19 protein-coding genes and 4 pseudogenes are annotated in these 22,683 nt (G+C 71.2%); 12 read left to right on the top strand and 11 right to left on the bottom strand.

All coding sequences use genetic code 11. The annotated features are described in order from the left end of the window. The first annotated feature begins 165 nt into the window (after positions 1-165). From OG286_RS02320 to OG286_RS02300, 5 genes are all read left to right on the top strand, one after another. The gene (locus tag OG286_RS02320) at positions 166-525 is read left to right on the top strand and encodes a hypothetical protein (RefSeq protein ID WP_396320326.1); all 360 of its coding nucleotides are present in this window, start codon (positions 166-168) and stop codon (positions 523-525) included. Between the two features lie 100 nt (positions 526-625). Continuing rightward, positions 626-1,168: a HEAT repeat domain-containing protein gene (locus OG286_RS02315; protein WP_396320325.1), complete on the top strand. Its 543-nt coding sequence runs from the start codon at positions 626-628 to the stop codon at positions 1,166-1,168. A gap of 343 nt (positions 1,169-1,511) precedes the next feature. After that, a complete protein-coding gene (locus OG286_RS02310) occupies positions 1,512-2,012 on the top strand; it encodes a hypothetical protein (protein WP_396320324.1) in 501 nt (166 codons plus the stop codon). 300 nt (positions 2,013-2,312) lie between these two features. After that, complete coding sequence (locus OG286_RS02305; RefSeq protein WP_396320323.1) at positions 2,313-2,609, top strand: hypothetical protein; 297 nt, start codon at positions 2,313-2,315, stop codon at positions 2,607-2,609. A gap of 187 nt (positions 2,610-2,796) precedes the next feature. Continuing rightward, positions 2,797-4,302: a histidine phosphatase family protein gene (locus OG286_RS02300; protein ID WP_396320322.1), complete on the top strand. Its 1,506-nt coding sequence runs from the start codon at positions 2,797-2,799 to the stop codon at positions 4,300-4,302. Positions 4,303-4,461: 159 nt separating this feature from the next. Here the strand turns inward: OG286_RS02300 and OG286_RS02295 are convergent, their stop codons facing one another. After that, complete coding sequence (locus tag OG286_RS02295) at positions 4,462-4,983, bottom strand: HAD domain-containing protein (protein WP_396320321.1); 522 nt, start codon at positions 4,981-4,983, stop codon at positions 4,462-4,464. Positions 4,984-5,562: 579 nt separating this feature from the next. Between OG286_RS02295 and OG286_RS02290 the strand changes: the two genes are divergently transcribed. Then, a complete protein-coding gene (locus tag OG286_RS02290; protein ID WP_396320320.1) occupies positions 5,563-6,039 on the top strand; it encodes a hypothetical protein in 477 nt (158 codons plus the stop codon). A gap of 259 nt (positions 6,040-6,298) precedes the next feature. Here OG286_RS02290 and OG286_RS02285 read toward each other — a convergent pair. From OG286_RS02285 to OG286_RS02270, 4 genes and pseudogenes are all read right to left on the bottom strand, one after another. Then, positions 6,299-6,719 (bottom strand): annotated as a pseudogene (locus OG286_RS02285) (2-phosphosulfolactate phosphatase); the annotation flags it as partial. Positions 6,720-7,291: 572 nt separating this feature from the next. Continuing rightward, complete coding sequence (locus OG286_RS02280; RefSeq protein WP_396320319.1) at positions 7,292-8,038, bottom strand: hypothetical protein; 747 nt, start codon at positions 8,036-8,038, stop codon at positions 7,292-7,294. Between the two features lie 406 nt (positions 8,039-8,444). Continuing rightward, positions 8,445-9,065: an L-threonylcarbamoyladenylate synthase gene (locus tag OG286_RS02275; RefSeq protein WP_396320318.1), complete on the bottom strand. Its 621-nt coding sequence runs from the start codon at positions 9,063-9,065 to the stop codon at positions 8,445-8,447. A 499-nt stretch (positions 9,066-9,564) separates the two neighbouring features. Continuing rightward, a pseudogene (locus OG286_RS02270) lies at positions 9,565-10,287 on the bottom strand (class I SAM-dependent methyltransferase); the annotation flags it as partial. 367 nt (positions 10,288-10,654) lie between these two features. Between OG286_RS02270 and OG286_RS02265 the strand changes: the two are divergent. Continuing rightward, positions 10,655-11,350 carry an alpha/beta fold hydrolase gene (locus tag OG286_RS02265; RefSeq protein ID WP_405363348.1) on the top strand — a complete coding sequence of 232 codons (696 nt, stop codon included), beginning with the start codon at positions 10,655-10,657 and terminating at the stop codon, positions 11,348-11,350. Between the two features lie 173 nt (positions 11,351-11,523). On the opposite strand, the gene OG286_RS02260 is transcribed toward OG286_RS02265, so the two are convergent. The 3 genes and pseudogenes from OG286_RS02260 to OG286_RS02250 form a co-directional block, all read right to left on the bottom strand. After that, positions 11,524-12,984: a hypothetical protein gene (locus OG286_RS02260; protein ID WP_405363350.1), complete on the bottom strand. Its 1,461-nt coding sequence runs from the start codon at positions 12,982-12,984 to the stop codon at positions 11,524-11,526. 190 nt (positions 12,985-13,174) lie between these two features. Next, the gene (locus OG286_RS02255; protein ID WP_396320315.1) at positions 13,175-13,525 is read right to left on the bottom strand and encodes a hypothetical protein; all 351 of its coding nucleotides are present in this window, start codon (positions 13,523-13,525) and stop codon (positions 13,175-13,177) included. 80 nt (positions 13,526-13,605) lie between these two features. Further along, a pseudogene (locus OG286_RS02250) lies at positions 13,606-14,168 on the bottom strand (dihydrofolate reductase family protein). A gap of 309 nt (positions 14,169-14,477) precedes the next feature. Here OG286_RS02250 and OG286_RS02245 point away from each other — a divergent pair. Beyond that, positions 14,478-14,939, top strand: coding sequence for a pyridoxamine 5'-phosphate oxidase family protein (locus tag OG286_RS02245; RefSeq protein WP_396320313.1), 462 nt, complete (start codon positions 14,478-14,480; stop codon positions 14,937-14,939). A gap of 122 nt (positions 14,940-15,061) precedes the next feature. Here the strand turns inward: OG286_RS02245 and OG286_RS02240 are convergent. Together OG286_RS02240 and OG286_RS02235 are read right to left on the bottom strand one after the other, a co-directional pair. Then, a pseudogene (locus OG286_RS02240) lies at positions 15,062-15,217 on the bottom strand (GlcNAc-PI de-N-acetylase); the annotation flags it as partial. A 100-nt stretch (positions 15,218-15,317) separates the two neighbouring features. Continuing rightward, positions 15,318-15,950 (bottom strand): disulfide bond formation protein DsbA, encoded by a 633-nt coding sequence (locus OG286_RS02235; protein ID WP_405363352.1) that lies wholly within the window; start codon positions 15,948-15,950, stop codon positions 15,318-15,320. 926 nt (positions 15,951-16,876) lie between these two features. Here OG286_RS02235 and OG286_RS02230 point away from each other — a divergent pair. The 4 genes from OG286_RS02230 (at position 16,877) to OG286_RS02215 (ending at position 19,941) form a co-directional block, all read left to right on the top strand. Continuing rightward, entirely contained in the window at positions 16,877-17,011 is a 135-nt protein-coding gene (locus tag OG286_RS02230) for a hypothetical protein (protein ID WP_396320311.1), read from the top strand. Further along, the gene (locus OG286_RS02225) at positions 17,008-17,871 is read left to right on the top strand and encodes a hypothetical protein (protein ID WP_405363355.1); all 864 of its coding nucleotides are present in this window, start codon (positions 17,008-17,010) and stop codon (positions 17,869-17,871) included. Before OG286_RS02230 ends, OG286_RS02225 begins: the two co-directional genes overlap by 4 nt. A gap of 565 nt (positions 17,872-18,436) precedes the next feature. After that, on the top strand, positions 18,437-19,210 hold the full coding sequence (locus OG286_RS02220; RefSeq protein WP_396320309.1) for a dienelactone hydrolase family protein: 774 nt from the start codon (positions 18,437-18,439) through the stop codon (positions 19,208-19,210). Positions 19,211-19,650: 440 nt separating this feature from the next. After that, positions 19,651-19,941 (top strand): DUF3303 family protein, encoded by a 291-nt coding sequence (locus OG286_RS02215; protein WP_396320308.1) that lies wholly within the window; start codon positions 19,651-19,653, stop codon positions 19,939-19,941. A gap of 159 nt (positions 19,942-20,100) precedes the next feature. On the opposite strand, the gene OG286_RS02210 is transcribed toward OG286_RS02215, so the two are convergent. Then, a complete protein-coding gene (locus OG286_RS02210) occupies positions 20,101-22,275 on the bottom strand; it encodes a glycoside hydrolase domain-containing protein (protein ID WP_405363358.1) in 2,175 nt (724 codons plus the stop codon). Positions 22,276-22,683 lie beyond the last annotated feature (408 nt).

The following is a 22,683-nucleotide window of genomic DNA, read 5'->3' as shown; positions in this document are numbered from 1 at the left end:
CTAGGCCCTTGCCGAGGTCCTGCGCCGCGTCACCGGCACCACCACGTCGGCGCACCTGTCGGACACGATCTGGACCGGGATCGGGCGGAGGAGGACGCGTACTACATCCTCGACGCCGAGGGGACCGAGGCCGCCTGCGGCGGGTTCAGCGCCACCGAGCGCGACGTGGCCAGACTCGGCGAGATGATCCGGTGCGGCGGTGCCGTCGGCGACCGCCAGATCGTCCCCGAGGCCGTCGCCTCCACCATCGCGTCGGCCGTCCCCGACGGCTATCCCCGCCGCGTCCGGTTCCCCGCCGCACCCGCCGACGCGCCGGCCACCCTCTCGTACCACGACCTGCGGTGGATTCCCAACGACCCCTACGGCTCCATCATGGCGAGCGGCATCCACGGCCAGCGGCTCTTCATCTCGCCCGCACGGGACCTGGGCGTCGTCCACTACGCCTCCCGGGTCGTCTCCCCGGCCGTTCCACAAGTGCCCCTCGTCCAGGCGTTCCTGACGACCGGACGCCACCTGAACAGCTGAAGGCCTCCCGCGATCGGCCTTCGGGCGCACGGCCCTCGCTCTCCTCGACCGGGGCGAAATTCCTTTGCCGGGCGTTGCCGCACGGCGCGAGACTGGGGCCATGCTCGGATTCGTCAGGACCGACAACGAAGCCCTCGTCTCGTGCTTGGGCGACCCGCACCGCGCCGTGGCGGCCTACTGGGAGCTGCTGCGGCGCAAGGAGGACGCGCTGGGTGCCATCCGCGCCGGCCTGTCCCACGAGAGCGCCGCCGTCCGCGAGGGCTGCTGCCGACTCCTGGACCACCTGGTCGACACCGAGTCGATGGGTCAGCTCATCGCCATGGCCGACGATCCCGACGCCCGGGTCAGGATCGCCGCGTTCCACGCCCTGGCCTGCGACCGGTGCAAGGGTGACACGTGCACACCGGGCGCGGACCGGGTCCTCGAACCCGCGTTGCTGCACCTGGCCTCCGACCCCGACCCGCAGGTCCGGCAGAGGGCCGTCGAGCTCGTCGGCAAGTTCGTCCACAGCGACGCCCGGGCCCTCGCGGCCGTGGAGGAGTCCCACGCCCACGACCCGAGCCCGGCCGTCCGGAAGAAGGCGGGCTGGTTCACCCCCGGAGGGACCATCTACCAACGGACCGCCCCGCACGCCTCCCGATAACGGGACAGCCCTTGGAGCCCGTTCTCCTTGGCCGGCGATGGCCTGCGCACCACGCGTGGGCGCCGGCGTCCGGCCGCCGGACACCGGGGGAGATCGGCCGTGCCCGGCCGCCGGCACCGCTGGTGCGGCCGCGGCGGGGCCGGCGCCCCCGCCGCGGCCGCCGGACCACCCCGTCCCGCTGGCGGTTCTGGCCTGAGCTCCTCGGCCGATGGCCCTTTCGGGCAGTCGTCGTCCGCATTCGAACCTCCCGGTCCATGATCAGTTGACTGACCGTCAGTACAGGCCGAAGGGTGGTGGGGACAGGCCCGCGTTCGGGCTCCTCCCCACCCGTCAGGAACACCTCGTGCAGAAGATCCGGACTCTCGCCGCCAGCGCGATCGCATGCGGCGCCCTCGTGCTGACTGCCGCTCCCGCCCAGGCCCGTCCCGCCGCGGTGCCGGTCGCAGCCGCCGCGGTGCCGGTCACTGCTGCCGCCGCGGTGCCTGCCGCCGATGAGGCGGCTCGCAGTACCTGGGTCACGGTGTTCAACAAGACCACCAAGCCGTTGGCCCTGGCCGGCAACCGCCTCCTGCACGGATGCTGGATGGACAACCGGACTCCCCAGAGCTGGGTCAACTCCCGTGGCGCGGTGATGTTCGCCAGCGAGTCGTGCGGCTTCATGACCGGTACGGAGGGGGAGGTCACCTACAACATCAATGAAGGCGGGCAGGTTCACCTGACCTGGAACAACCCCTACTCCGGTGCCAACTCCTACACCTGCACGGTGCCGAGCGGCTACTCCTGCGTCTACAGCGGCGGCTCGGGCAACAGCGCCCAGGTCACCTTCACCTTCACCAAGGACTGAGACGCAGCCGGCCGGTGCGGACCCGGGCGAGGCCCCGCACCGGCCGGCTGCGTGGCCGACTGCTGCACCGGATGGCGGCCATGAGCGTCGCCTGCCCGAACACCTGCGGCGCCTGGTGCACCGAAGCCGCTGGTTCTTTCACCCCCGCTTCCACCGCGCCTGCTCCGTCGACCGTCGGGGACGGGTCGGCCCGGCGGTCCTGCCGTCGGCGTGGTGCGTGCGGCATTCGGCTCACTCGGTGGGCGGTTTCCTCCTGGGGGACGTGGACTGTGGGAAGTCGAATCGAGGAGGTGTCGCCCGATGGCGATCATCATCGTGCACGAGACGCCGGGTGGGACCCGGGAGCAGTACGAGCAGGTCACGAACAGGCTGAGCGGCGGCAAAGGTGCTCTGAGGTCACGGGGTGACTGGCCCGCGCCGGGGCTGCTGTCCCACGTGGCCGGCCCGACGGCCGACGGGTGGCTCGTCGTCGACGCCTGGGAGTCGGAGGAGGCGTTCCAGCGGTTCGCCGAGCACCTCATGCCCGTGCTCAGGGAAGTCGGGATGGCCGAGGTGCCACCGAAGATCTATCCCGCCGTCAACGTCGTCACCGACTAGCCCTCCAGCCTCGCCTGGGGCCGGGGACCGCCCGGCGTCAGCGGGAGAGCCTCACCGCGACGTCGTCGTCGGGGCAGTCGTCCGCGAGGGCGGTGCGCGCCCGGTGCTCTCGGGCGTCGACGGTGGGGTTCTCCGGCGGGGCGGACACCTGGCGGTCCGGTCCAGGATCGAGACCCCCCTTCGCAGGGTGTCTGTTCCGTCCGATGCCGGGTCGTCGTTGCACCTGAGCTTCGGCAACGATCCCTCGCGCGAGATGGCGGTGTCCTGGGCGACCGCGGCGTCGGTGAGCCGTCCCCGGTTGCGCCTGGGCACCGCGAAGGGTGGCCACGGCGGCGACACGGGTATCCGCGAGCAGCTCCTGCCGGTCTTCGACCGCTACCAGGTCGACCCGGTGCTCTGCGGCCACGACCACGACTACGAGCGCACCTACGCCGTGCGCGGCACCGACCTCGGCAGCCTGCTGCGCCCGAGCGTGGTCAGCGACGAGATCCACGGCCTCGACACCTCCCAGGGCACCGTCCACCTGATCCCGGGCGGCGGCGGTACCGCCTCGAACGACGACACCTACCTCACCGACCCCGCCGGTACGGGCGTGCCGGACGCCTTCGTCCGCACCCAGCGGCTGACGTTCAAGGCGGACGCGGACGCGAAGGAGAAGGCCACCTGGTCGGCGGTCCGCGACCCCGACACCGCCTTCCCCTACGGCGTCGCGGTCCTCGACGTCGACCCGGGGTCCTTGATCGGCCGCCGCACCACGATCACCGTCAGCTCCTACCACACGCCCGCGGCCACGACGGCGAACCCGGCCCGACCCCGGTGCTGTTCGACCGCTTCACCCTCCACCGCCTGCGGCGTTACGCCCGGCCCGCTCACCACGGCGACCTGGCTACCGCAGGTCGCTGACGAGACGCGGACGGTTCGACGAGGGCGTTCCGCCGGCCACCTCCCGGCGGGACACCCTCAGCGATGCCGCCGCGATGCCCGCCGCGGGCCCGGCTGGGTGGCAGTGCGTGGCGCCGGTCGTTGGGGTGTCGATCGGCGCGTCGCGAGCGCCGCCATGCTGCCGCGCGAGCGTGGCGGAGCGCACTGCAGGCCCTGGTGGTGCTGCGCGGGCGGGCCGGTGCAGCCGATGCGCTTTTCCGGCCGGGCTGACAGGCTGGGCGGTATGAGGATGGAAGTCTCCCGACGTCTGATGGTGCTGCGGCACGCCAAGTCCGCCTGGCCCGACGACGTGGCCGACCGCGACCGGCCGCTGGGCCCACGGGGGCTGCGCGACGCCCCGGTGGCCGGCCGGTGGCTGCAGGCGGCCGGGTGCCTGCCGGACGCCGTCGTGTGCTCCCCGGCCCGCCGGACCCGCCAGACCTGGGAACTGGTCGCGGGTGAACTGAGCACCGCACCGGCGGTGACCTACGACGAGCGCCTGTACGGCGCGAGTGCCTCCGTCCTGCTCGCCGTGGTGCACGAGGCGCCGGACCACGTCCGCTCCCTGCTGCTGGTCGGTCACTTCCCCGGGGTGCAGGAGCTGCCACTGGCCCTGGCCGGAGACGCACTCGGCGACGCGCGCGAGCGGATGGCGTCGAAGTTCCCGACCTCCGGGCTCGCACTGCTGACGTTGAGCGGACCGTGGACGCAGGCCGACGCAGGCTCCGCCGTGCTGACCGACTTCGTCGTCCCCCGTGGGCAGAAGCCCTGACGGGCGTTCCCTCCCACGCGGCCACGCCGCATCCAGCACAGCGGAACGTGCGTCAGAACGTGCGTCAGAACGTGCGTCAGAACGGGGGCCGGGCGGTAGCCTCAACGGCCCCCGGCGGTCTCTTCACGTCGCCTCAGTCTCCCGCTGCCTCGGCCGTGTTCAGACCAGCTGTCGCAGCCACGCGTCGAGAGCCGCGTAATCGCCGGCGGTCAGACCACGGCGGGGATCGACGCGATGGAGCATGGTGCGTCCCGGGTGCTGGGCGGCAACCCAGGCCCGATCGGTGTCGGTGACCTCGTCGTCGACCCAGGCGAACGGGCGTCCCGCCGCCCATTCGACGAGGGCGCGCGTCTTCCAGTGCAGTCCGTTCCGCTCGTCCTGGTCGTCGTTGTCGGACGGCTCCGGCCAGACCACCACCGCCAGCTGCGGCAGACCGATGCGGGGAGCGATGCACTCGTTCGCGTCAGCCATCCATGTCGTGGCCCAGACCACCTCGCACGGGAGCGCGGCCAGCCGGAGCCCGTGCGCGGGATCGATCCTGCTCAGGAGCGGATTCGCGTCGGCGCCACGAGGTTCAGGGCCTGCGTCATAGGTCGGATACTGCCGGGACGCCGCACCGAACGGGATGAGGGGTCCGTCGACGTCGAGGAACAGCAGTGGACGCTGCACAGATCCGGTCACGGGATCACGATAGCGCCGGCGCCCACCAGGGACCGCCTCGATGACGAGAGCCCCGCCACCGACCGTTGCCGCCGGCGGCCCCTACGGAGCCTGGGCGTGCGGCCGGGGGAGGGTGGGCGAGGTGCCCATCCACCCGGGTCTGGTCGAGGCCGAGCGGGAGCAGGATGCGCTCCCCGATCGCCCGAAGGGTGCCACAGGCCGGACGGACGCCGGCGGCGTCTGCGCTTTTCGGATACGTGGCCGCCACGCGAAATTCACGGGCAGGGGTCTACTCGCATAGACATCGTCGGTCCATCCTGGTGTCGTACCGCTCCCGCACGGTTCCCCACACTCACACCGGCGCCCCGGCCGCCCTGCGAACACGATCGGGGCCGGGCGGATCATGCGTTTCCCCCGCGCCGAAGCACTGCCGCGACACCGCATCACCGCACTGCCGCACGGCACTTTGCACGACCCCCTGTCTGGTCGGCCCCCGCCCGCCCCGCGCTCGACTGCCCGCCCGGCAGGCCGAGGCCGGGCGCGGCCGACGACGAGCGGGGGTGCCCCAGTCCGAGGTCAACCACTTCACCGGGAGAGCAGATGAAGCCCCGTACCGCAGCCGCCGTCGTCGCCCTGGCCCTGGCCGGGCTCGCCCTCTCGGCGCCCACGGCCGGCGCCAGTGGTACCAAGTTGTCGCAGTCGACGGCCGCCGGCCAGTTCAGGAGTGCCGGCATCACCTGGAGTTCGAGCGGTGGCTGCACCACCCGATCCAACTCCACCTGCACCTCGTTCGAGCAGATCAACTCCGGCACGGTGAGCACGATCATCACCCTCAAGCAGTCCAGCGGCTGCGCCATCAACATCACGGGCGGCACCGAGGTGGGCCACGCCTCCGGAACCTACAGCCACTACAACGGGTACAAGGTCGACATCTCCCGCAATTCCTGCATCGACGGCTACATCCAGAACAGCTTCACCTACATCGGCCTCCGGGGTGACGGCTACCCGCAGTGGAAGGCCGCCTCGGGCAACCTGTACTGCAACGAGGGCAGTCACTGGGACATCCTGGTCTACTGACGCCGGCCTCGGGAGGCGGGCGCCGGGACGGGCTCCCGGCCCCGGAGGAACGTCACGGCGGCGAACCGGTGTCATGGCGGGGAGGTGTCCAAGCGGACCCCCGTCGGCGCCGGCCCGCCGTGCTCCTGCCGCGTCCGTACTGCACTGCCTGGCGCGTCCCACAGCACCGCCACCGTGGTGTGCCAGGCGGGCGGTGACGCACCTTCGGGGCGAACACGGCTCAGTTCCTCGCACGGTGGGGGTCGCGCCTCGCCGGCGATCAGATCGGGGCGTCGTCGGTCAGCGAAGGAATGGCGCACGGACGCAGGACCATGAGCGAGCCTTCCAAGGTCGCCACCATGGCAAAGGGGGAACCGGTCGAGCTCAAGACAGAGCGCGACGTCGTCGGGATGGACTCCTTGACGCACCCCCTCCTCCAGTTCGGCGGCGCGCGACTCGGCAGCGCGGCGCAGGAACTCGGCAGCGTCCGTCCCGGCCCCGGTGGCCCTCCGGGCGACGTATTGAGCACACGCCAGATCTTCGTCGGCCTGCCCGTCCTCGCCCGTGACCATGAACGTGACACTGTCACTCCTGCGCGTCCGCAAGAGCTGAGCCGTCGCCTCCGCCACCACGAAGCCGGCGCACAGCACCAGCGGCGCCTCCTTGACCGCGAGGGCGCCGACCGTTCCTGCCGTGGTCTTGCCCCATGCACGGCTCCATCCACCGCGCCACACGGCCAGTCCAGAGTGGGTGAAGGTGCGGCCGACACCGATGCCCCGGTCGTCCCCTTCGCTCCGGATATCGGGGTCGGCAAGGCGGAGCGGAGGCCGTCGAGCGGGAGCACCGTGAAGGCGTCACTCGGAGCGTCAGCGTAGTGCTGGACCTCGATCCAGCCTTCACGCACGAACGGGAGACTCCGCGTCAAGTCGTTCAGCTGGCATGCTTACCCGTCCACTGCGCGTGGGACCGGTGTGCAGGCAGGTCGTGGGGCGGACGGAGCACCGCGTCTGCCCGGTAGACCGGTGCCGGACGGCCGGACGGCCGGACGGCTGGGGCCCGCAATCCCGGCTGCCCGGAGAACCCGGCGACCCAACACGCCAGGGCGGCGCGGCGTAGCAGCCTAGCGGACGAAGGCAGGAGATTCTTCGGCGTCAGCCGATGGACCACCGTCACTTGAGGCTGTGTAAACCGGAAGATTTCCCGCCGGACGCCGGCTGCCGGCTGCCGCGAGCCGGTGCAGACGATCCGAAGGAAGCGCCCTGGTAGTGCTCGGTCACATGTGGGCGCTGATCTCGCCGCCGGCGGTGAGCACCATGTAGACGCCGTTGGCGACGCCTCCGGCGTCCTGCTGGTTCGACTCCAGCGTGCCGTTCACGGCGTTGTCGGTGCCGAGGATCTGCGCGCGGTACCGGAGCTCGCCGATCTTCGTGACCTTGGCCGTCCAGCCGCCCGCGAGCTTGAACGTGCCCGGTCCCTGGTGCCCGCCGCCCATCCAGGAGTGGACCTGGCCGTCCAGCGAGAGCACGACGAACATGTCGTTGGCGTCCAGCCCGGCGTCGGATCCGTTCGTCTCCAGCGTGGCGAGGACGTCACCGCTGTGGACGATCTTGGCGACGTAGTGCTGGGCCCCGACTTCCTGCACCTCGGCCGTGCTGCCGTCCACCAGGGGCTGGGTGTGGACCGGGGACTTCGCCTTGGCCGAGGTGGCGGGTGGCGTGGCCCGGGGCGGGGCGGGCGAAGCGGGCGGGGCAGCCGGTGCGGTGGCGCCGGGCGCGGTGGCTGGAGCGGCGCTGCCCTGTGCGGCAGGAGAGACGGGCGTGGTGGGCGTGACGGGTGTCGCGGCGGCCGGTGCGGTGGTGCCCTGTGTGGTGGGCGTGGCGGCTGCGGTGGCCGCGGTGGTGCCCTTCGCATCGGAGGCGGAGCTGCAGGCTGTCGCGGCGGGGACGATCAGAGCGGCTGCCAGGGCGGTGCGGGCCAGCGTGCGGACGGTGGTCGCGCGACGGGTCGTCGACGGGAACATGAAGGTTCTCCTGAGCGAGGTACGGGTGAGGTCTCGCACATTGCCCGTCCCCTCTCGTGCAGGAACCGCGGGGCAATGCGGCGGCGTGCACGATCGAACCTAGTGCGAACAATCGACGGAATAGAGCCTTCCGTGTCACCGGACTGCAACGCCCCGGACAGCACTGTGCCGATCACAGTGCCCGCACCTCCGCCCACTTGAGTGATCGTCAGCCAGACGAGCCGACGCTGCGACGCCGGCTGGACACCTCCGTGCGGTCCGCCGGCCGGCCCGCGGCAGACGCCTGGCGGTGACCCTGCTCCAGGCGAGTGGAGCAGTCGGGCCGACCGAGGCCGGCAGGGCCACTTCCTCCCGGCGCAGGCCCTCGGCCCTGGGCCTGTCGCCGGCCGAACCGTGAGTTGTGTCGTCACTCGAAGCGCGTGGGGTCGCCGGCCCCGCGTCGGACGATCTCGGCTGCGCCGCCGGAGAAGTCGACGACCGTCGTCGGGTCCGTACCACAGTCGCCGGAATCCACCACGGCGTCCAGCACGTGGTCGAGCCGCTCCTTGATCTCCCACCCCTGGGTCATCGGCTCGTCCTCGCCGGGGAGGAGCAGGGTGCTGGACACGAGGGGCTCACCGAGTTCGGCGAGCAGGGCCCGCGTGACGACGTGGTCGGGGATCCTGACCCCCACCGTCTTCTTCTTCGGGTGCATCAGACGGCGCGGGACCTCCTTGGTGGCGGGGAGGATGAAGGTGTAGCTGCCCGGCGTCGCCGCCTTGACGGCGCGGAAGACGGCGTTGTCGATGTGGACGAACTGCCCCAGCTGGGCGAAGTTCTCGCACATCAGGGTGAAGTGGTGGCGGTCGTCGAGACGCCGGATCGACCGGATCCGTTCGACGCCCTCATGGTTGCCCATACGGCAGCCCAGGGCGAAGCAGGAGTCGGTCGGGTATGCGATGAGGGCCCCGGAGCGGAGGCTGTCGGCCACGGTGCCGATGGTGCGGGCCTGGGGGGTCTGCGGGTGCACGTCGAAGTACTTCGCCATTGGTCGACTCTACGTGATCCACCCGGCACACCGGGGCCGGCCCGCGGCGGAAGCCGACCACTCTCCCCGGTGGATGCCGCTCGCCGCTTCGCACACCCCGAGGCCACCCAGCCGGCCGGCAACCTCGGCCGGCCCTCTGCACGGGCACGGTCCTCCGGCACCCGGAACACCTTCACCTTCCGGCCTGTCTACGACCACCCCTTCGGATCGCCTTCGACAGGCACATCCGATACGGAAATGCTGTTCTCCCACCCCAGGGCACGGCGCCCACTCGGGCGCTGGGCCCTCCTGGCCGCCGGCTCGTGAACAACCACTGCTTCCGGCGGGACGCCGGGGTGATGGTCCGTTCGCCACGAGCTTCACCTTCACCCCGGAGGGACGGCGGCATCGATCGGGACCAGCAGAGTGATCCCCGGGCCGTTCCAGCTCGTGAGCCGATCACGCTACTGTAGGCGATCCCGGAACGCTGATCAGGGCCGTCTGCCACGTCCGCTGACAACGGACGTTGTGCCAGGAAGACGAACTCACCTCCTGGCCGGTCGGGCGCATCGCGAACTTCCTCGATCACGAAGCCGTGCGTGACCAGGTCCCGCTCGACCTCCTCCCGGCCTCGGAAACGCAGGGTCGAGTCCGACGTCAGCACCTGCCCGTCTGCCGCGAACCCGTAGGTCCAGCGGAACGTCACCAGGGGCCGGCTCACCTCGAGCAGCTGGACCCAGCTCTCGACGGAGCCGACGCCTGGGATGTCCGTCACGCGGTAGGAGTTCTCGCGGGTCCACTCCTTCCAGGCCTGTCCGGCCGGATCGCGGGTCTCGAAGACCAGATGCCCGCCAGGCCGTAGTGCTTCGTAGGCTCCCCGTAGCGTCCTCTGCCACGCTTGCGGATCAACGATCGCCTGGGCAACGTTCGCTGTCATCGTCGCGAGGTCGACCTGCAGCGGCGGGAGGCCTGTCGCATCGCCGTGGATCCAGCGTGCTCGCTCACTGCCCGGCTTGGCCTTGGCGACCTCGATGGACGCCAGTGCGGGATCCACCCCGACGACCTCGATCCCGCGGTCGGCCAGCAGAAGTGCGAACACCCCTGTGCCGCAGCCGATGTCCAGCACGCGGCGTGCCCCGAACTCCTCTGCGATCCGGAGGTATGCATCAAGATCGCTGCGGTCGGGGTCGAGCGGATCGTAGATCGCGGCGAGCCGCGGATACGCGAAGCAGTCGTCGGCCATGCGGGCGAACGTATGTGGAGCTGGGACCGGACAGCTACTGATTTCCCTGTGGCGGCGAATCCTGAGTCACTCGGCTCGTGTGGTGGCGCTGTGTGGGCGCTCCTCTCCGACAGCCTTGGGGCGTGCTGTGAGTGACCTGTGGCATCCGGACGTCCTGGTGGTCGACGAGGCCGCACCATGCCTCTTCGGGAGCGTCATGTCGTGCGCGTTGCACAGTCGTGGCCGCCGCACCTACGAGCCCACCACGACACGGCAGATGCCCCGAGGCCGCGCGGCGTACAGATTCGGGGGCTTTTCGTCGGTTGGGGGTGAGCGGGCCGAGGGTGCATAGTCGGCAGGGGCAGTCGGGGCCGACGTGGAGGTGGCGATGCGAGTCGTGTTCGTGCACGGTGCGTGCGTGCAAGACGGGTCGTGGTGGTGGCACCGCACCGCCGAGCTGCTGCAGGAGCGGGGGGTGTCGAGCGTGGCCCCGGCGCTGCCGAGCTGCGGTGAGGCGGGCCTGCCCGGCGGGGTCGCCGGCCCGGGGCTGCCCGAGGATGTTGCCGCCGTGCGGCAGGTGCTGCAGGCCGGCGACGAACCGACCGTCGTGGTGGCCCACAGCTACGGCGGTGTCGTGACCGCGGAGGCTGCTGCGGGAGTCGGGTCGGTGCGCCACCTGCTGCTGATCTCCAGCTACCTGCCCGAGGTCGGGCAGAGCCTGTCGGAGTTCGGGGACGGCAGCCCCGCCCCGTTCCTCGGCGTCGACCCCGACGCCGGTACGTTCGGGGTCCGCCCCGAGCTGCTCGTGGAGACGTTCCTTCAGGACTGCGACTCCGAGGTCCAGGCGCAGGCGGCGGACCACCTCGCCCGGCAGAGCGTGCAGGTGACCGTGCAGCCGGTCGGGGCGGCCGCATGGCAGCAGTTGCCCTCGACGTACCTCGTCTGCGCTCAGGACCGGGGCACCCCGCCGCGGCTGCAGCGCGAGTTCGCCCGCCGGGCCGGCAGCGTCGTCGAGCTCGACGCCGGCCACCACCCGTTCCTGTCCCAGCCTGCAGCGGTCCGGGATCTGCTGCTGAGCCTGTGACGGCAGCCGCGGACGACCCGGGCCGGTGAACCGAGGGCCGGGAGGCCGTCATGCGGGCCGCCGAAGACCTGCTGCCGACACCGGCGACCGGTCCGCCGTCGCCACCCGCCCCGCGGCGGAGGCGGCGGAGGAGGTGGTGGAGAGCGCTGCGCGTCCTGGTGTGTGAACCCTTGCTACGACGACTCAGCGCGGCCCGCGAACTCCTCGGAGGTGGACCGGCCAAGGACAGCGGTGGGCGACGGAGCCTGTCGCGCAGGACCACGGGACGTCGGTCGGGCACGCCGGACGAGTCGGTCCCACCAGGGCTGTTGGGGTGGGAGTTGCGGAGCTCCCGTCGTGATCGGGACGAACCGGCTCTCGACCGGGATGTCCCACTCGATCAGCGCGGCCGGGAACCAGGTGACCGGCTTGGTGTCACCGAGGGTGTTGGCCCAGGCGGCTACGCGTTCCGCGGCGTCCCGGGAGGGGAGCAGGCCGCGCTCGTCGGTGACCACGCCCAGGGAGCGAACGGCGTCCTGGTGCAGGTCGTTGCAGAGCCAGGTGTGCAGCAGGCCGTAGTCGTAGCCGAGCACCTCCCAACCGATCTCGCGCCCGCCCTCGGCCAGCTGCGGGATGGTTGTGCGGTCGCCATGGCCGTCCTCTTTCCCGACCCGGCCGTCGAGGTGGGTGAGCAGCACCGGCTCGTACGTCGCGGCCGCGCGGATGTCCGCGACGAAGCCGGCGGTGTGGTCGGCCGGTACCAGCATGGCGTACACATACGCTTCTTCGAGTCCTCGGAGGGGCGCGCACGCCTCCAGGGCCTCCTGGGCGGTGTCGAACCAGCAGCCGTCCTGCGGGAGCCGGTCGATCAGGCAGTCGGATGCCGTGGTCAGCCGCTCCGCGCCGGATGGTGCCCCGGGGCCGGTCATCCGCTCAGGGACCGCCACGAAGTAGCCGGCGAGCAGCGGCTTCGCGGTGCCCGGTGCGGGCACCGGCGCCGCGGCGGCCGAGACCCCGCCGCCGGGCGTGGCAGCGGCCGGCTGTCCGGTCGTACCGCTCCGGGGCCGCTCCAGCAGGGGCAGCGACTCGCCGGTGCGGCGCGGACGCCGCTCGGCGAGCCAGAAGAGGTAGCGGCGCAGGTACTCCTCCAGCCCGTGGTCGAGGTAGGCGGCGCAGTCGCGCAGGCCCTGGGCGGCGTCCCGGAAATGCACGCGGTACTCGCCGCGGACGCGCGACCAGCGGTCGGACACCCCGAAGGCCCACTCGCGCACCCGCCCGCGCTCCTGCCACCACTCGCGCACCGCCGGGACGCTCCAGTGCTCGTCACCGTCCATCGCGAAGCCGCCGTGGCCGAAGAAGCAGCCGTTCAGCAGGTCGAAGGTCTGCGAGGGGCCGACCGGCTGGCGGTACACGAACTCCATGCCGGCCAGCGGCCCGTGCGCGTCGTCGTAGGCGAGGTGGAACGGCGCGTCGTGGCGGCCCATCTGCATGCTGTCGGTCTGGGCGCCATAGAACGGGCCCGGGACATTGCGCCAGTTCCGCTCCTCCCAGAGCCCGTCGAACTGGTCCAGGTACGGATGCTCGATGAGCAGCCGCCGGGCGGTGGGCAGCGGGTCCCAGTAGTCGCCGAGGCCGTCGTGATTCCCGTTGTCCACAGGTCGGGTCCATTTCGAGTGCCGGTCGCAGGCTGCCAGTGATAGCAGAAGCCCAGTTCACCCGGTGCACAGCCCCCGGAGCTCGTCTCCGGATCGGCGGTACGGCCGTCGAGCCGTCCTGCGCTTCATCTCCTCTCGGGTGTACCTGGGTGACACGCTCGGGGCACCTCCTGGCGGTCCTCCGAGGGGGTCAGGACGTGCCGGTGGCCGAGAGGGCGCCCACGGCGAACGTGTGCGTCTGTGCGGCGGCTTCGTCGATCGGTACGTGCTTGCCGTCCGGCGGGAAGAGGTCGACGACGCCGATCGCTCCGTAGTTTGCCCAGAAGCAGGTCGTCATGGGGAAGGTGTCGCTGACGTTCTGCTGACACTTGACCACCAAGTCCTTGGTGGTGAAGGTCTTCGGCTGGCCGACCGGGTTCCGGCCGTAGCCCTTCTCCAGGTCCATGGTGTGGGAGAAGACCTCGTTCAGTGAGGCGGCGGGGTCCGTGACTTTCTCGTACAAGGTCGTTCGGGTGGTGAGGTTCGGCACGGTCGCCCGCATCCCGCTCCTCGCGCAGATCATTTCCCTGAGAAAATGTCACTGGCCGGCCCGTTCTTCCGAGGGCTCGGCGGACGAGCCGGCTAACGCGCCACGCGGTGGCGGAGGTAGACGACGTTCGAGCTGAAGGTGCGGGTCTCGACGAGTTCGAGATCCACCCGGCGCTCGCGCCGGGGAAAGAACGGAATGCCACCGCCAACCAGCACCGGGTAGACCATGGCCCGGTACTCGTCGATGAGATCCGACGCAGCCGCCTCGGCGGCGAGAGTCGCGCCGCCGATCGCGATGTCGCCCTGCCCCGGCTCGGCTCGCAACCGCTCGATCTCCTCCGCCACGCCGCCGGAGGCCAGGCGGGCATGGCCCTGCACCGCCGACAGCGTGGTCGAGAACACCACCTTCGGGAGCGGCTTCCAGGCGAGGTCCACTCGCGCATCGAGTCGTCGAGCGATGGATCCTGGTCGGCGGTCTCCCAGTACAGCATCGTCTCGTACAGCCGTCGTCCCAGCAGGTGGACGCCGACCTCCCGAATCTCGTCGATCCAGAAGCGAAAGACCTCCTCGTCGGGCGCCGTCCAGTCGAAGTCGCCGTCCGGCCCGACGATGTAGCCGTCAAGTGAGACGTTCATCGAATACGTCACGCTGCGCATCAGAAGTCCTCCTCGGTAACGGGTTCGACTGTACGACCGCCGGACGCCGCAGACTGATCGCGGCTCGCGGGACCTCCCTGGGCCGAGTCACCTCACGAGATCATTTCGTTGAGAGAAACTCACTGACCAGCCATCTCGCGGCCCAGCGAAGGGAGCGACCAGCACGGTCGAACGTCGTTGCGACTGGTCGCACTTCGATGAGAGCCCGAGCCCGTACCCCCGGGCGGCGGGCTGAGTGGCTTGTCGGTCGCTGGGAGTAGGACCAACGCCTCATGCGCGCTTCCGAACCGCTGAATAGCATCGGCGATCATGAAGACCACGGGAATCGCTCGCCGCGATGTGGCGGAGCGCCGGCGCGACACTCTTGGACGGCTCGCTGAAGAACGGGACATATGGGTGTCGACGGGTCATCCGGATCACGGCCCGCATCAAGTGCCGCTGTGGTTCCGGTGGGACGGACAGGCCGTGTGGATGTGCACCGGCGAGACCTCCGCGACTGCGCGTAACGTGCGAATCGAGCCCCGCGTGCGCCTGGCGCTGCCGGACACCTTCGATGTGGTGCTCCTGCAGGGAGAGGCAAAGTGCTTCTCGGACCGGGCAGTTCCGGAGGACGCCGCAGACGCGTTCGCCGGAAAGTTCGGATGGGACCCACGTACGGAGGAAGGGCCTTTTCTGTACATACGCGTGGCGCCAAAGACGGTGCTGGCCTGGCGTGGTGAGCCGGAGCTGCGCGGCAGAGTCCTCATGCGCGAGGGAGCGTGGCTGGAGTAGCGACCACCCGGCAGGCCGGGATCCACTCGCCCGGCGGGCGCCGAACGTACGCCCGCCGGGCGGCACTCGGTCCGCCGGGACGGATCAGACGGTCAGCCTCCTCAGCCTGACGGGTGCCCGACCCGGTGACTGTCAGGCGCCCAGGTGGCGGTGACGACGGCGGTGGTGGCGCCTGCGGCGCCGTGCTGCGCGAGGACGCCGCCGGCCAGAAGGGACTCGTCGTCCGGGGGGCCGAAGACCCCGAGAAGAGACGGCAGGGGTGCGGGACGGGGAGGAATCACGGAATCGGTGCCTTCCAGGGTTCGACAAGGAGGTGACCGGGACGCGGAGCCCCGACCGCCGCTTCGACAGCCGGGCTGCCGAGCCCGGGGTGACCACTCACTCGAACGACGGCTTGCGATCCCGGGTCCGCTTGAGCTCGAAGAAGCCGTCCGTGCCGGCAACCATGACCAAGCCGTCCCAGAGCCGTCCGGCCGCTTCGCCACGGGGTGCCGGCGTGATCACGGGGCCGAACAGGACCGTGCCCCCGATGCGGAGGACAGGCGTTCCGACATCGAGGCCGACCTCGTCGAACGCCTCGTGGTGCGAGTCCTTGATGAGCTGGTCGAAGTCCGTGCTCATGGCGGCCGCGGCCAGCGAATCGGGCAGGCCCACCTCCGCGAGGGCCTCGGGGAGGACGGCCGGATCGTCGCGACGTTGGTGGTGGTGAAACCGGGTGCCGATCGCGGTGTACAGCGGTCCGAGGACGCGGCGGCCACCGTGCTCGGCGGCCGCCGAGCAGACCCGCACCGGCCCCCACGCCCTCGTCATCAGCTCCCGGTAGTCCTCGCTGAGTCCCTTGCCCTGGCGCTGGTCGAGGTTCAGGTAGGCCAGCGACATGATCCGCCAATCGGCGCGTACCGGCCGGACCTGCTCGACCTCCAGGAGCCAGCGCGAGGTGATCCACGCCCAGGGGCACAGTGGGTCGAACCAGAACGGAACGTCCACGCGGTCCGGCAGTTCGTTGATCATCAGATGAGCACCGTCCTTCCTCAGGTTCGCTGTTGCTTCCCCGCCCCGGGGCTGGATGTCGGACAAGCCGCCATGGGCTGGCATGGACCCCGAGGCCTGAACCGTGGGGTACACCGCGGCGGGTGCTCACCGGCTTGATGCCCTGCTTCCGCACCGGACGCCGGGACTTGCCGTGGTCGTGGCCCCGGCCGGCCGGCGAGCAGGGGCAGCAGTTGGGTGACGTCCTTGCGGTTGCTGCCGGTCGGTGACGGCGAGCGGGATGACCTGGGCAACGGCTCGATCGGTCCCCACAGCAGGGCGGCGATGAGAGCGGAGCGGGTGATGCGCATGGAATCCTCCGGGTTCATTGCGTAGTGGAGCGTATACGCAAGGCAATCAGTGGCCACTGACAATCGCGCCTGGCCCTGCCCCATGGCAACCGTGAGGAGCCATCCGATCTGGCCGCACGTCACCTGAAGTGGCTGGGCGTGCGTCCCGCCGCCGGGGGCGCGCCCGCCCCATCTCGAGCCCGCCAACGGGCCGTGCGTTCACGGGCGAGGCCATGCGGGGGATGCGCCCCTGCCGCCGAGGGTGTCATGGCCGTCCGGATCCCGGAGCAGGTGTACGGTGGCGCAAACAACTGCGCAGAGTAATTCTGTCGTCACCAGTGCGGGGGAAGCAGCTGTACCAGCGGGTCTTCCGGTTGCACAGGCAACGCGTGACAAGCTGCGGGCGCCGGCCCGGCCGGCCCCGGTCGTGGGCCGGATCGGCCTTGGCGCCGTGGCGGGGCGCGAGCTCCGTGCGAGTCGTGCGGTGCCGTGGTGGATCGTCAACGTCGCCGCGACCATGGGCTTCAGGTATGGGCTTCAGGTGGTCCACCATCTGGTTCCTGCCGCCCGGGAGGATCACCTGGACCGTCGTGCGGGTGGACCGAGACGGCGCGGCAGGTGGTCATCGGGCAGCTGCTCACCGACCTGGTGATCCTCGGCCCGGCCGTCAAGGTCATCGTGGGCGCGGCCCCGCGCGGCGAGCAGTGCAAGGCGAGCCCGGGCAGCACCCGGGCTGGGGGTGAAGAACGATGAGCCGGTCCCGCAGACCGAAGCCGCCGACGCCCACGTCGCACCGGCGCGGCCGGCACCCGCTAACCGGCGCCCCGGCGACCTTCGTCGACCATGTGCGCCCGGACGGAGTCGTGGTCCGGTGGGAGTCACGGCGCCACCGCAAGCACCAGAAGCCCGCCGCCGGACCGACCTGGTGGGCGCCCAACGCCCGCGGCTGGTGGATCGCGGTGCTGTTCGCCACCGGGTCGCTGCTGTTCGCCGTCGGCTCGGTGCCCGGCTACACCGGTGCGGTCGGAGCCCGGTGGGACACCGTCACGTACTTCATCGGGTCGCTGTTCTTCACCGCGGCGTCGTTCCTGTCCTACCGCGAAGCGGTCGACGCAGCCCCGAAGGCACAGAACCCCGCGCACCGGCGGTTCTTCGTCTTCCAGCCGCGGCGGATCGACTGGTGGGCCACCGCGGTCCAGCTGGCCGGCACCTTGTACTTCAACGTCAGCACCGGGGTCGCCGTGGCGAATCATCTGTCCGCGGCCACCGCCCACCAGCACGTCTGGCGGCCCGACGCGATCGGCTCGGTGTGCTTCCTGGTCTCGAGCTGCCTCGCCTGGTACGAGACCTGCCACCGCTGGGCGGCGTGGCGGCCGAGATCCTTGTCCTGGTGGATCACGCTGGCCAACCTGATCGGGTCCGTCGCCTTCGGTATCTCCGCCGCCGCCGGGTACATCGACCCGGTCACCGGCCAGGTGCACAACGCCGCGAGGGCCGACACCACGACCCTGATCGGTTCGATCTGCTTCTTCGTGGGCGCCGTCCTCCTGCTGCCCGAACGCACCGAGGAGACCGGTAGCCGAGTGACCTCGCCAACGGACGGTGGCGCCTGACAGCGTGTATCGCGGCATCGGCTCGCTCGGGCCCGCTCTCTCCTCCTTGTTGCCCGATTTCGCGGACACCACCGGCTGCGTGATCCCCCGATCGCGCGGCCGCCAGGCCGTCTGCCCTCTTCGAACGGAGGCGGGGTTCGTGTGGCCGGGCGGTTGGCGGGAGCCGACTGCCACGAGCTGGCGGCACACGGTTCGGGACAGCGACCCGGCCGGGGCCGGGTTTCGGAGCGCGGTGAGGATCGTGCAGCCGCAAGATCGGTGGTTCCGTCAGGGGCAGCGCGTCGACCGGGTACAGGGGCCGAGGTGTTGGCCGCGACCGTACCTGCGCACAGCACGGTGGACTGGGGGAGCGCTGGCACCGCTCCTGTCCCGTGGGCTACGTTATGCGGTGATGACTACCGGGACTTCATTGCGCCACACACGGATCGGTGACCCGGCGCTCCTTTGAGCGCCGTACGGGCCGGCGCCGGCCCGCTGTTGGATCGAGGATCCGGCGCTGCTGCGCGGGCTCCGCCTCCTGTCGTGTTGATCTCAGCTCGACACGTCAACCACGACAGGAGAACTCATGCCCACCAAGACGCTGCACATTCCCACCGCGGACGGCCAGGCCGACGCTTTCGCCGCCTTCCCCGACGGTGACGAGCGGCACCCAGGGGTGCTGATGTACCCGGACGGCTTCGGCATCCGGCCGGTGCTGCGGGAGATGGCCCGCGAACTGGCCGGGCACGGCTACTACGTGCTCGTCCCCAACCTCTTCTACCGGCACGGCCCGGCACCGGTGATCGAACTTCCCGGGCACATCGGCGAAGAGGCCCGGCCCGCGGTCTTCGCCCAGCTGATGCCCTTGATCGAGGCGCACACCGCCGAACGTGTCCTGAGCGACGCCGACGCCTACCTCAGGTTCCTCACCACCCAGCCCGAGGTCGGCGCCGGACCGGTCGGGGTGACCGGCTACTGCATAGGCGGCCTCCTGGCGATGCGCACCGCCGTCGCCCACCCCGGCCAGGTGGCCGCCGTTGCCGGATTCCACGGTCCCGTGGGCGTCGACGGGCCCGACAGCCTCTCCACGCTCACGGCCCAGGTCCACCTCGGCCACGCCGAAGGCGACATGACGCCCGAGGCCCTCGGCGAGCTCAACCAGGCCCTGGACGCCGCGGGTGTCGGCTACACCTCCGAGATCTACCCCGGCACCATCCACGGCTTCACCATGTCCGACACCGATGCCTTCAACCCCTCCGCACTGCAGCGTCATTGGGAGCGCCTGCTCCCCCTCCTCGACCGCACCCTGGACAACAGTGGATCTTCGCGACCTGGGAAGCGGTCGGACTCGCGAACCTGAGGAGGCGGGGGCTGTATCGCCGGGGGGTGATGGTGACGCTGCCGGGGAACTCGGGGGACCTGCGGAGGTCCTCCATCCTCGGCAACCGCTGCGCTGATCACCACGATCGTCCCGACCCGCCCTGAGGACCGGGGAGGCGGGTGCGGGAACGGCGGGCACAGCGGGAACGGCCGGGCGGCGGCGCGGCGCCTGGGCCCGGCATCCGCTCCCTCGCAGGCAACCCCCGGACCAGCTCGGTGTTGTCGCGCCCGGTGTCGGACAGCTCGGCAGAGCCCGGTCGGCCGGTGTGGGCATGGCCTGCAACGTACGGCCGAAGCACGGACGGTGGACGAGATGTTGCCGGCCTGGTCACCGGGGGAGAGGCTGAGCGGGCGTCACCAGGTGCCAGAGAGTACGGTCGACACCGCGTCGATCGTGGTGCGCGGAAGGAGCGAGTCCACATGAGAGTCATGCTGAGAGCCCACTTCGACACCCAGGTCTCGAATGAGGCGATCAAGGACGGCAGCCTGCCGAAGATCATGGAATCGATGGTCGAGCGGCTCAAGGCCGAGGCGGCCTACTTCGGCCCCAGCGAGGGCGGGAGGTCCTGCACCCTCGTCTTCGACCTGCAGGACAGCTCACAGCTGCCCACGATCGCGGAGCCGCTCTTCCAGAAACTCGGCGCGAAGATCGAAATCCAGCCGGTGATGAACCCCGCAGACCTGCAGAAGGGTCTTGCGGCTCTGAAGTAGCAGAGACGGAGCGCGAGGACCCGGCGCTCCCGCCCTTGGCGTGGCTGCGCGGGCGGACCGGGTCCCGCGCCGCTGGAAGCCGACCGGAAGGCGCCCCTCGGCGCCCCACCCCCTGGGAGGTGGCGGGGACGGGGCGCCGGGTGATGGTGTGGGCCCGGGTCAGCTCCGGGTGACCACGAGCTGGCTGGAGCCGTCCGGCAGGCCGGCGATGGCGGCGCGCTGGGCCGGGAAGGTGCTCGCGCCGTACGGGCCCTGGACGGCGCCGAAGCCGGACCAGTTGCCGTTGCCGAAGCGGGTCTCGTGGTAGACGTTGCCGTCACCGCCGACCACCGCCACCTGGGACGAACCGTCCGGCAGGCCGGCGATGCCGACCGTCCGCGCGGCCATGGTGGGCACGCCGTTGCCGGGGAGCGCGGCGAAGCCGGACCAGCTGCCGTTGGCGAAGCGGGTCTGGTGGTAGACGTTGCCGTCGTTGCCGATCGCCAGGACCTGGGAGGAGCCGTCCGGCAGTCCCGTGATGGCCACCCGCCCGGCCGCCATTCGCGGGCTGTTCACACCGGGGAGGGCGGCGAAGCCCGACCAGCTGCCGTTGGCGAAGCGGGTCTGGTGGTAGACGTTGCCGTCGTTGCCGATCGCCAGGACCTGGCTGGACCCGTCGGGCAGGCCGGCGATGGCGACGTCCCCGGCCGCCATGGTCGCGGTGCCGATCCCGGGGAGCGCGGCGAAGCCGGACCAGCTGCCGTTGGCGAAGCGGGTCTGGTGGTAGACGTTGCCGTCGTTGCCGATCGCCAGCACCTGCGACGAACCGTCCGGCAGACCCGCGATGCCGGCCCGGCGGGCCGCCATGGTGGGCGTTCCGATCCCGGGGAGCGCCGCGAAGCCGCTCCAGCCGCCGTTCGCGGCGCGGACCCCGTGGTAGAGCTGGCCGTCCAGGCCGATGCCCAGCTCCTGCGAGGAGCCTCCCGGCAGCCCGGCGACCGCGGCCTCCGCGCCGCGGAACACACCCGCCCCGCCCGCCAGCGGGCTGAAACCGGGCCAGTTGCCCGAGCTCTGGCGCACGCCGAGGAAGAACCCGGAGGACTGCGACGGCGGGGCGCCGGTGAGCTGGATGTCGAGGTAGTCCTGGTCGATCCCTATGGTGAAGCCGCCCCAGGTCTCCGGGTCCTTCGGCGAGGCGTACTGGTGGGCGCGCTGGTGGTTGGACCAGTAGCCGGCCGGTATCGCCGGGTCGTTGGTGTCCTCCTGGCCGTTCCAGTTGGCGCTGAGGACGGCGTCGGGCATGGTGTAGGCGCTGTTGCCGGCGTTGGTGGCCAGGTCCTTCATGCCGGACGAGGAGCTGCTGTAGACCCCGGAGTTGTAGCCCAAGGCGTGCAACTCGTTGGTCCAGGCGGTGAGGAAGCCGAGTACGTTGCCCGAGTACTGCGCGACGTAGGCCTCCATGTCGTAGTAGAGGATCGTGCCGGGGCCGAAGCCGAGGGCCTGGGCCTGGCTCACCGCGTCGTCGGCGGCGTTGGCGCCCTCGGTGGCGGGGGAGGCGATCTTCGAGGCCTGGACGCCGACGTACAGCGGCATGAAGGCCCAGCCGCCGGCCTGCTGCTGCTGGACCCAGGAGGCCGTCAGGTTCGGCTGGGCGCAGGCCCGCTTGGCGCCGCCGATGTAGATGCCGACCGCCCGGTACGGGGAGGAGGTCATCCACGCGTTCATCGTGGCGCCGGAGGGCGCCGTACAGGCGTCGAACCCCTTGCCGGTGTAGTTCGTCGCCGACGCGGGTATCGACGCCGACGCCGCGGCCGGCGCGGCCATGGCCAGGTCGGATGGCGGGGCCGCGGCGATGGTGGACCGCGGTGCGACGGCCGTCCGGGGTGCCGCGGGTGCCGGCGCCGGCTGGTGCGCCGACTCGGGGGTGAGCCCGGCGCCGGTGATGATCCGCCGCACCAGCGGCTGGTCCGTGTCGTACGTCCCGGTCACCGCGACGACACCGTCGTTTGCCAGGATCGTGTGCGCGACGGGGTTGGAGCCCTCCCGGTCCGGTGCGGCCGCCGTGGCGGGCTCGACCAGCAGGGCCTCCGTGCGGCCGATCAACCGCGGCGGACAGACCTGCTGTTCGCCCGGATGCCCGAGGTACACCGCGTGCTGGTCGAAGCGGACACAGGCCTGCGGGTCCACAGCCAGATCCACCACCGGCCAGGCCGCCGGCACCTGGAAGACGTGGCCCTTGTACGTCACCGTCTTGGTGTCCGGACTTCCGGCGGGCGCGGCTTCGGCGGAGCCGGCGGCGGGCGCCGCCACGAGCACGGCCGCCGCGACGGCCGTGGCGCTCCGGAGCGCTGTCATACGGGACTTCACCCAGATCTCTCCTGACATGACGAAGGCCGCGCGCTGAGAGGTCGGCCGCGGCGTCGGCGGCCACGATATCCACGCCCGCAACGACCGACCGACGCGGGCCCCTCCCGTCCGGCCTCGCGGCCCATCTCGGGGCCGGTGCGGATCACCCGGCCGTGGACGCGGCGGAGGTAGGCCAGGACTGAAGCCGGACCAGCTGCTCCGTGCCGAGCTCCGCCCGGCCGGGCCTTCGAGCTGTCCGGCCAGGCCCCGGCGACAGCCCCTCGTCCGCTTTGTGCGCGCGGCGCCCTCGCATGTCCCTCCCGCTCGACGAACGCTGCTGCTGGCGCCGCTGGAGGCCGCCACCGCCGGTGACGGTCTCCAGTGACACCCGCGGACGGTTCGCCGCTGGACGACGTC

The sequence above is a fragment of the Kitasatospora sp. NBC_00039 genome (assembly GCF_045160625.1).
In the GTDB taxonomy this organism is placed as follows: domain Bacteria; phylum Actinomycetota; class Actinomycetes; order Streptomycetales; family Streptomycetaceae; genus Kitasatospora.
Note: the sequence above shows the minus strand (reverse complement) of the source record. Positions and strands in the feature narration are given on the sequence as shown.

Coding starts and splice junctions, on each gene's coding strand:
- OG286_RS02315 (WP_396320325.1), top strand. CDS start 626: ATGCTCGGATTCGTCAGGACCGACAACGAAGCCCTCGTCTCGTGCTTG.
- OG286_RS02305 (WP_396320323.1), top strand. CDS start 2,313: ATGGCGATCATCATCGTGCACGAGACGCCGGGTGGGACCCGGGAGCAG.
- OG286_RS02290 (WP_396320320.1), top strand. CDS start 5,563: ATGAAGCCCCGTACCGCAGCCGCCGTCGTCGCCCTGGCCCTGGCCGGG.
- OG286_RS02280 (WP_396320319.1), bottom strand. CDS start 8,038: ATGTTCCCGTCGACGACCCGTCGCGCGACCACCGTCCGCACGCTGGCC.
- OG286_RS02275 (WP_396320318.1), bottom strand. CDS start 9,065: ATGGCGAAGTACTTCGACGTGCACCCGCAGACCCCCCAGGCCCGCACC.
- OG286_RS02265 (WP_405363348.1), top strand. CDS start 10,655: ATGCGAGTCGTGTTCGTGCACGGTGCGTGCGTGCAAGACGGGTCGTGG.
- OG286_RS02255 (WP_396320315.1), bottom strand. CDS start 13,525: ATGCGGGCGACCGTGCCGAACCTCACCACCCGAACGACCTTGTACGAG.
- OG286_RS02245 (WP_396320313.1), top strand. CDS start 14,478: ATGAAGACCACGGGAATCGCTCGCCGCGATGTGGCGGAGCGCCGGCGC.
- OG286_RS02235 (WP_405363352.1), bottom strand. CDS start 15,950: ATGATCAACGAACTGCCGGACCGCGTGGACGTTCCGTTCTGGTTCGAC.
- OG286_RS02225 (WP_405363355.1), top strand. CDS start 17,008: ATGAGCCGGTCCCGCAGACCGAAGCCGCCGACGCCCACGTCGCACCGG.
- OG286_RS02220 (WP_396320309.1), top strand. CDS start 18,437: ATGCCCACCAAGACGCTGCACATTCCCACCGCGGACGGCCAGGCCGAC.
- OG286_RS02215 (WP_396320308.1), top strand. CDS start 19,651: ATGAGAGTCATGCTGAGAGCCCACTTCGACACCCAGGTCTCGAATGAG.
- OG286_RS02210 (WP_405363358.1), bottom strand. CDS start 22,275: ATGACAGCGCTCCGGAGCGCCACGGCCGTCGCGGCGGCCGTGCTCGTG.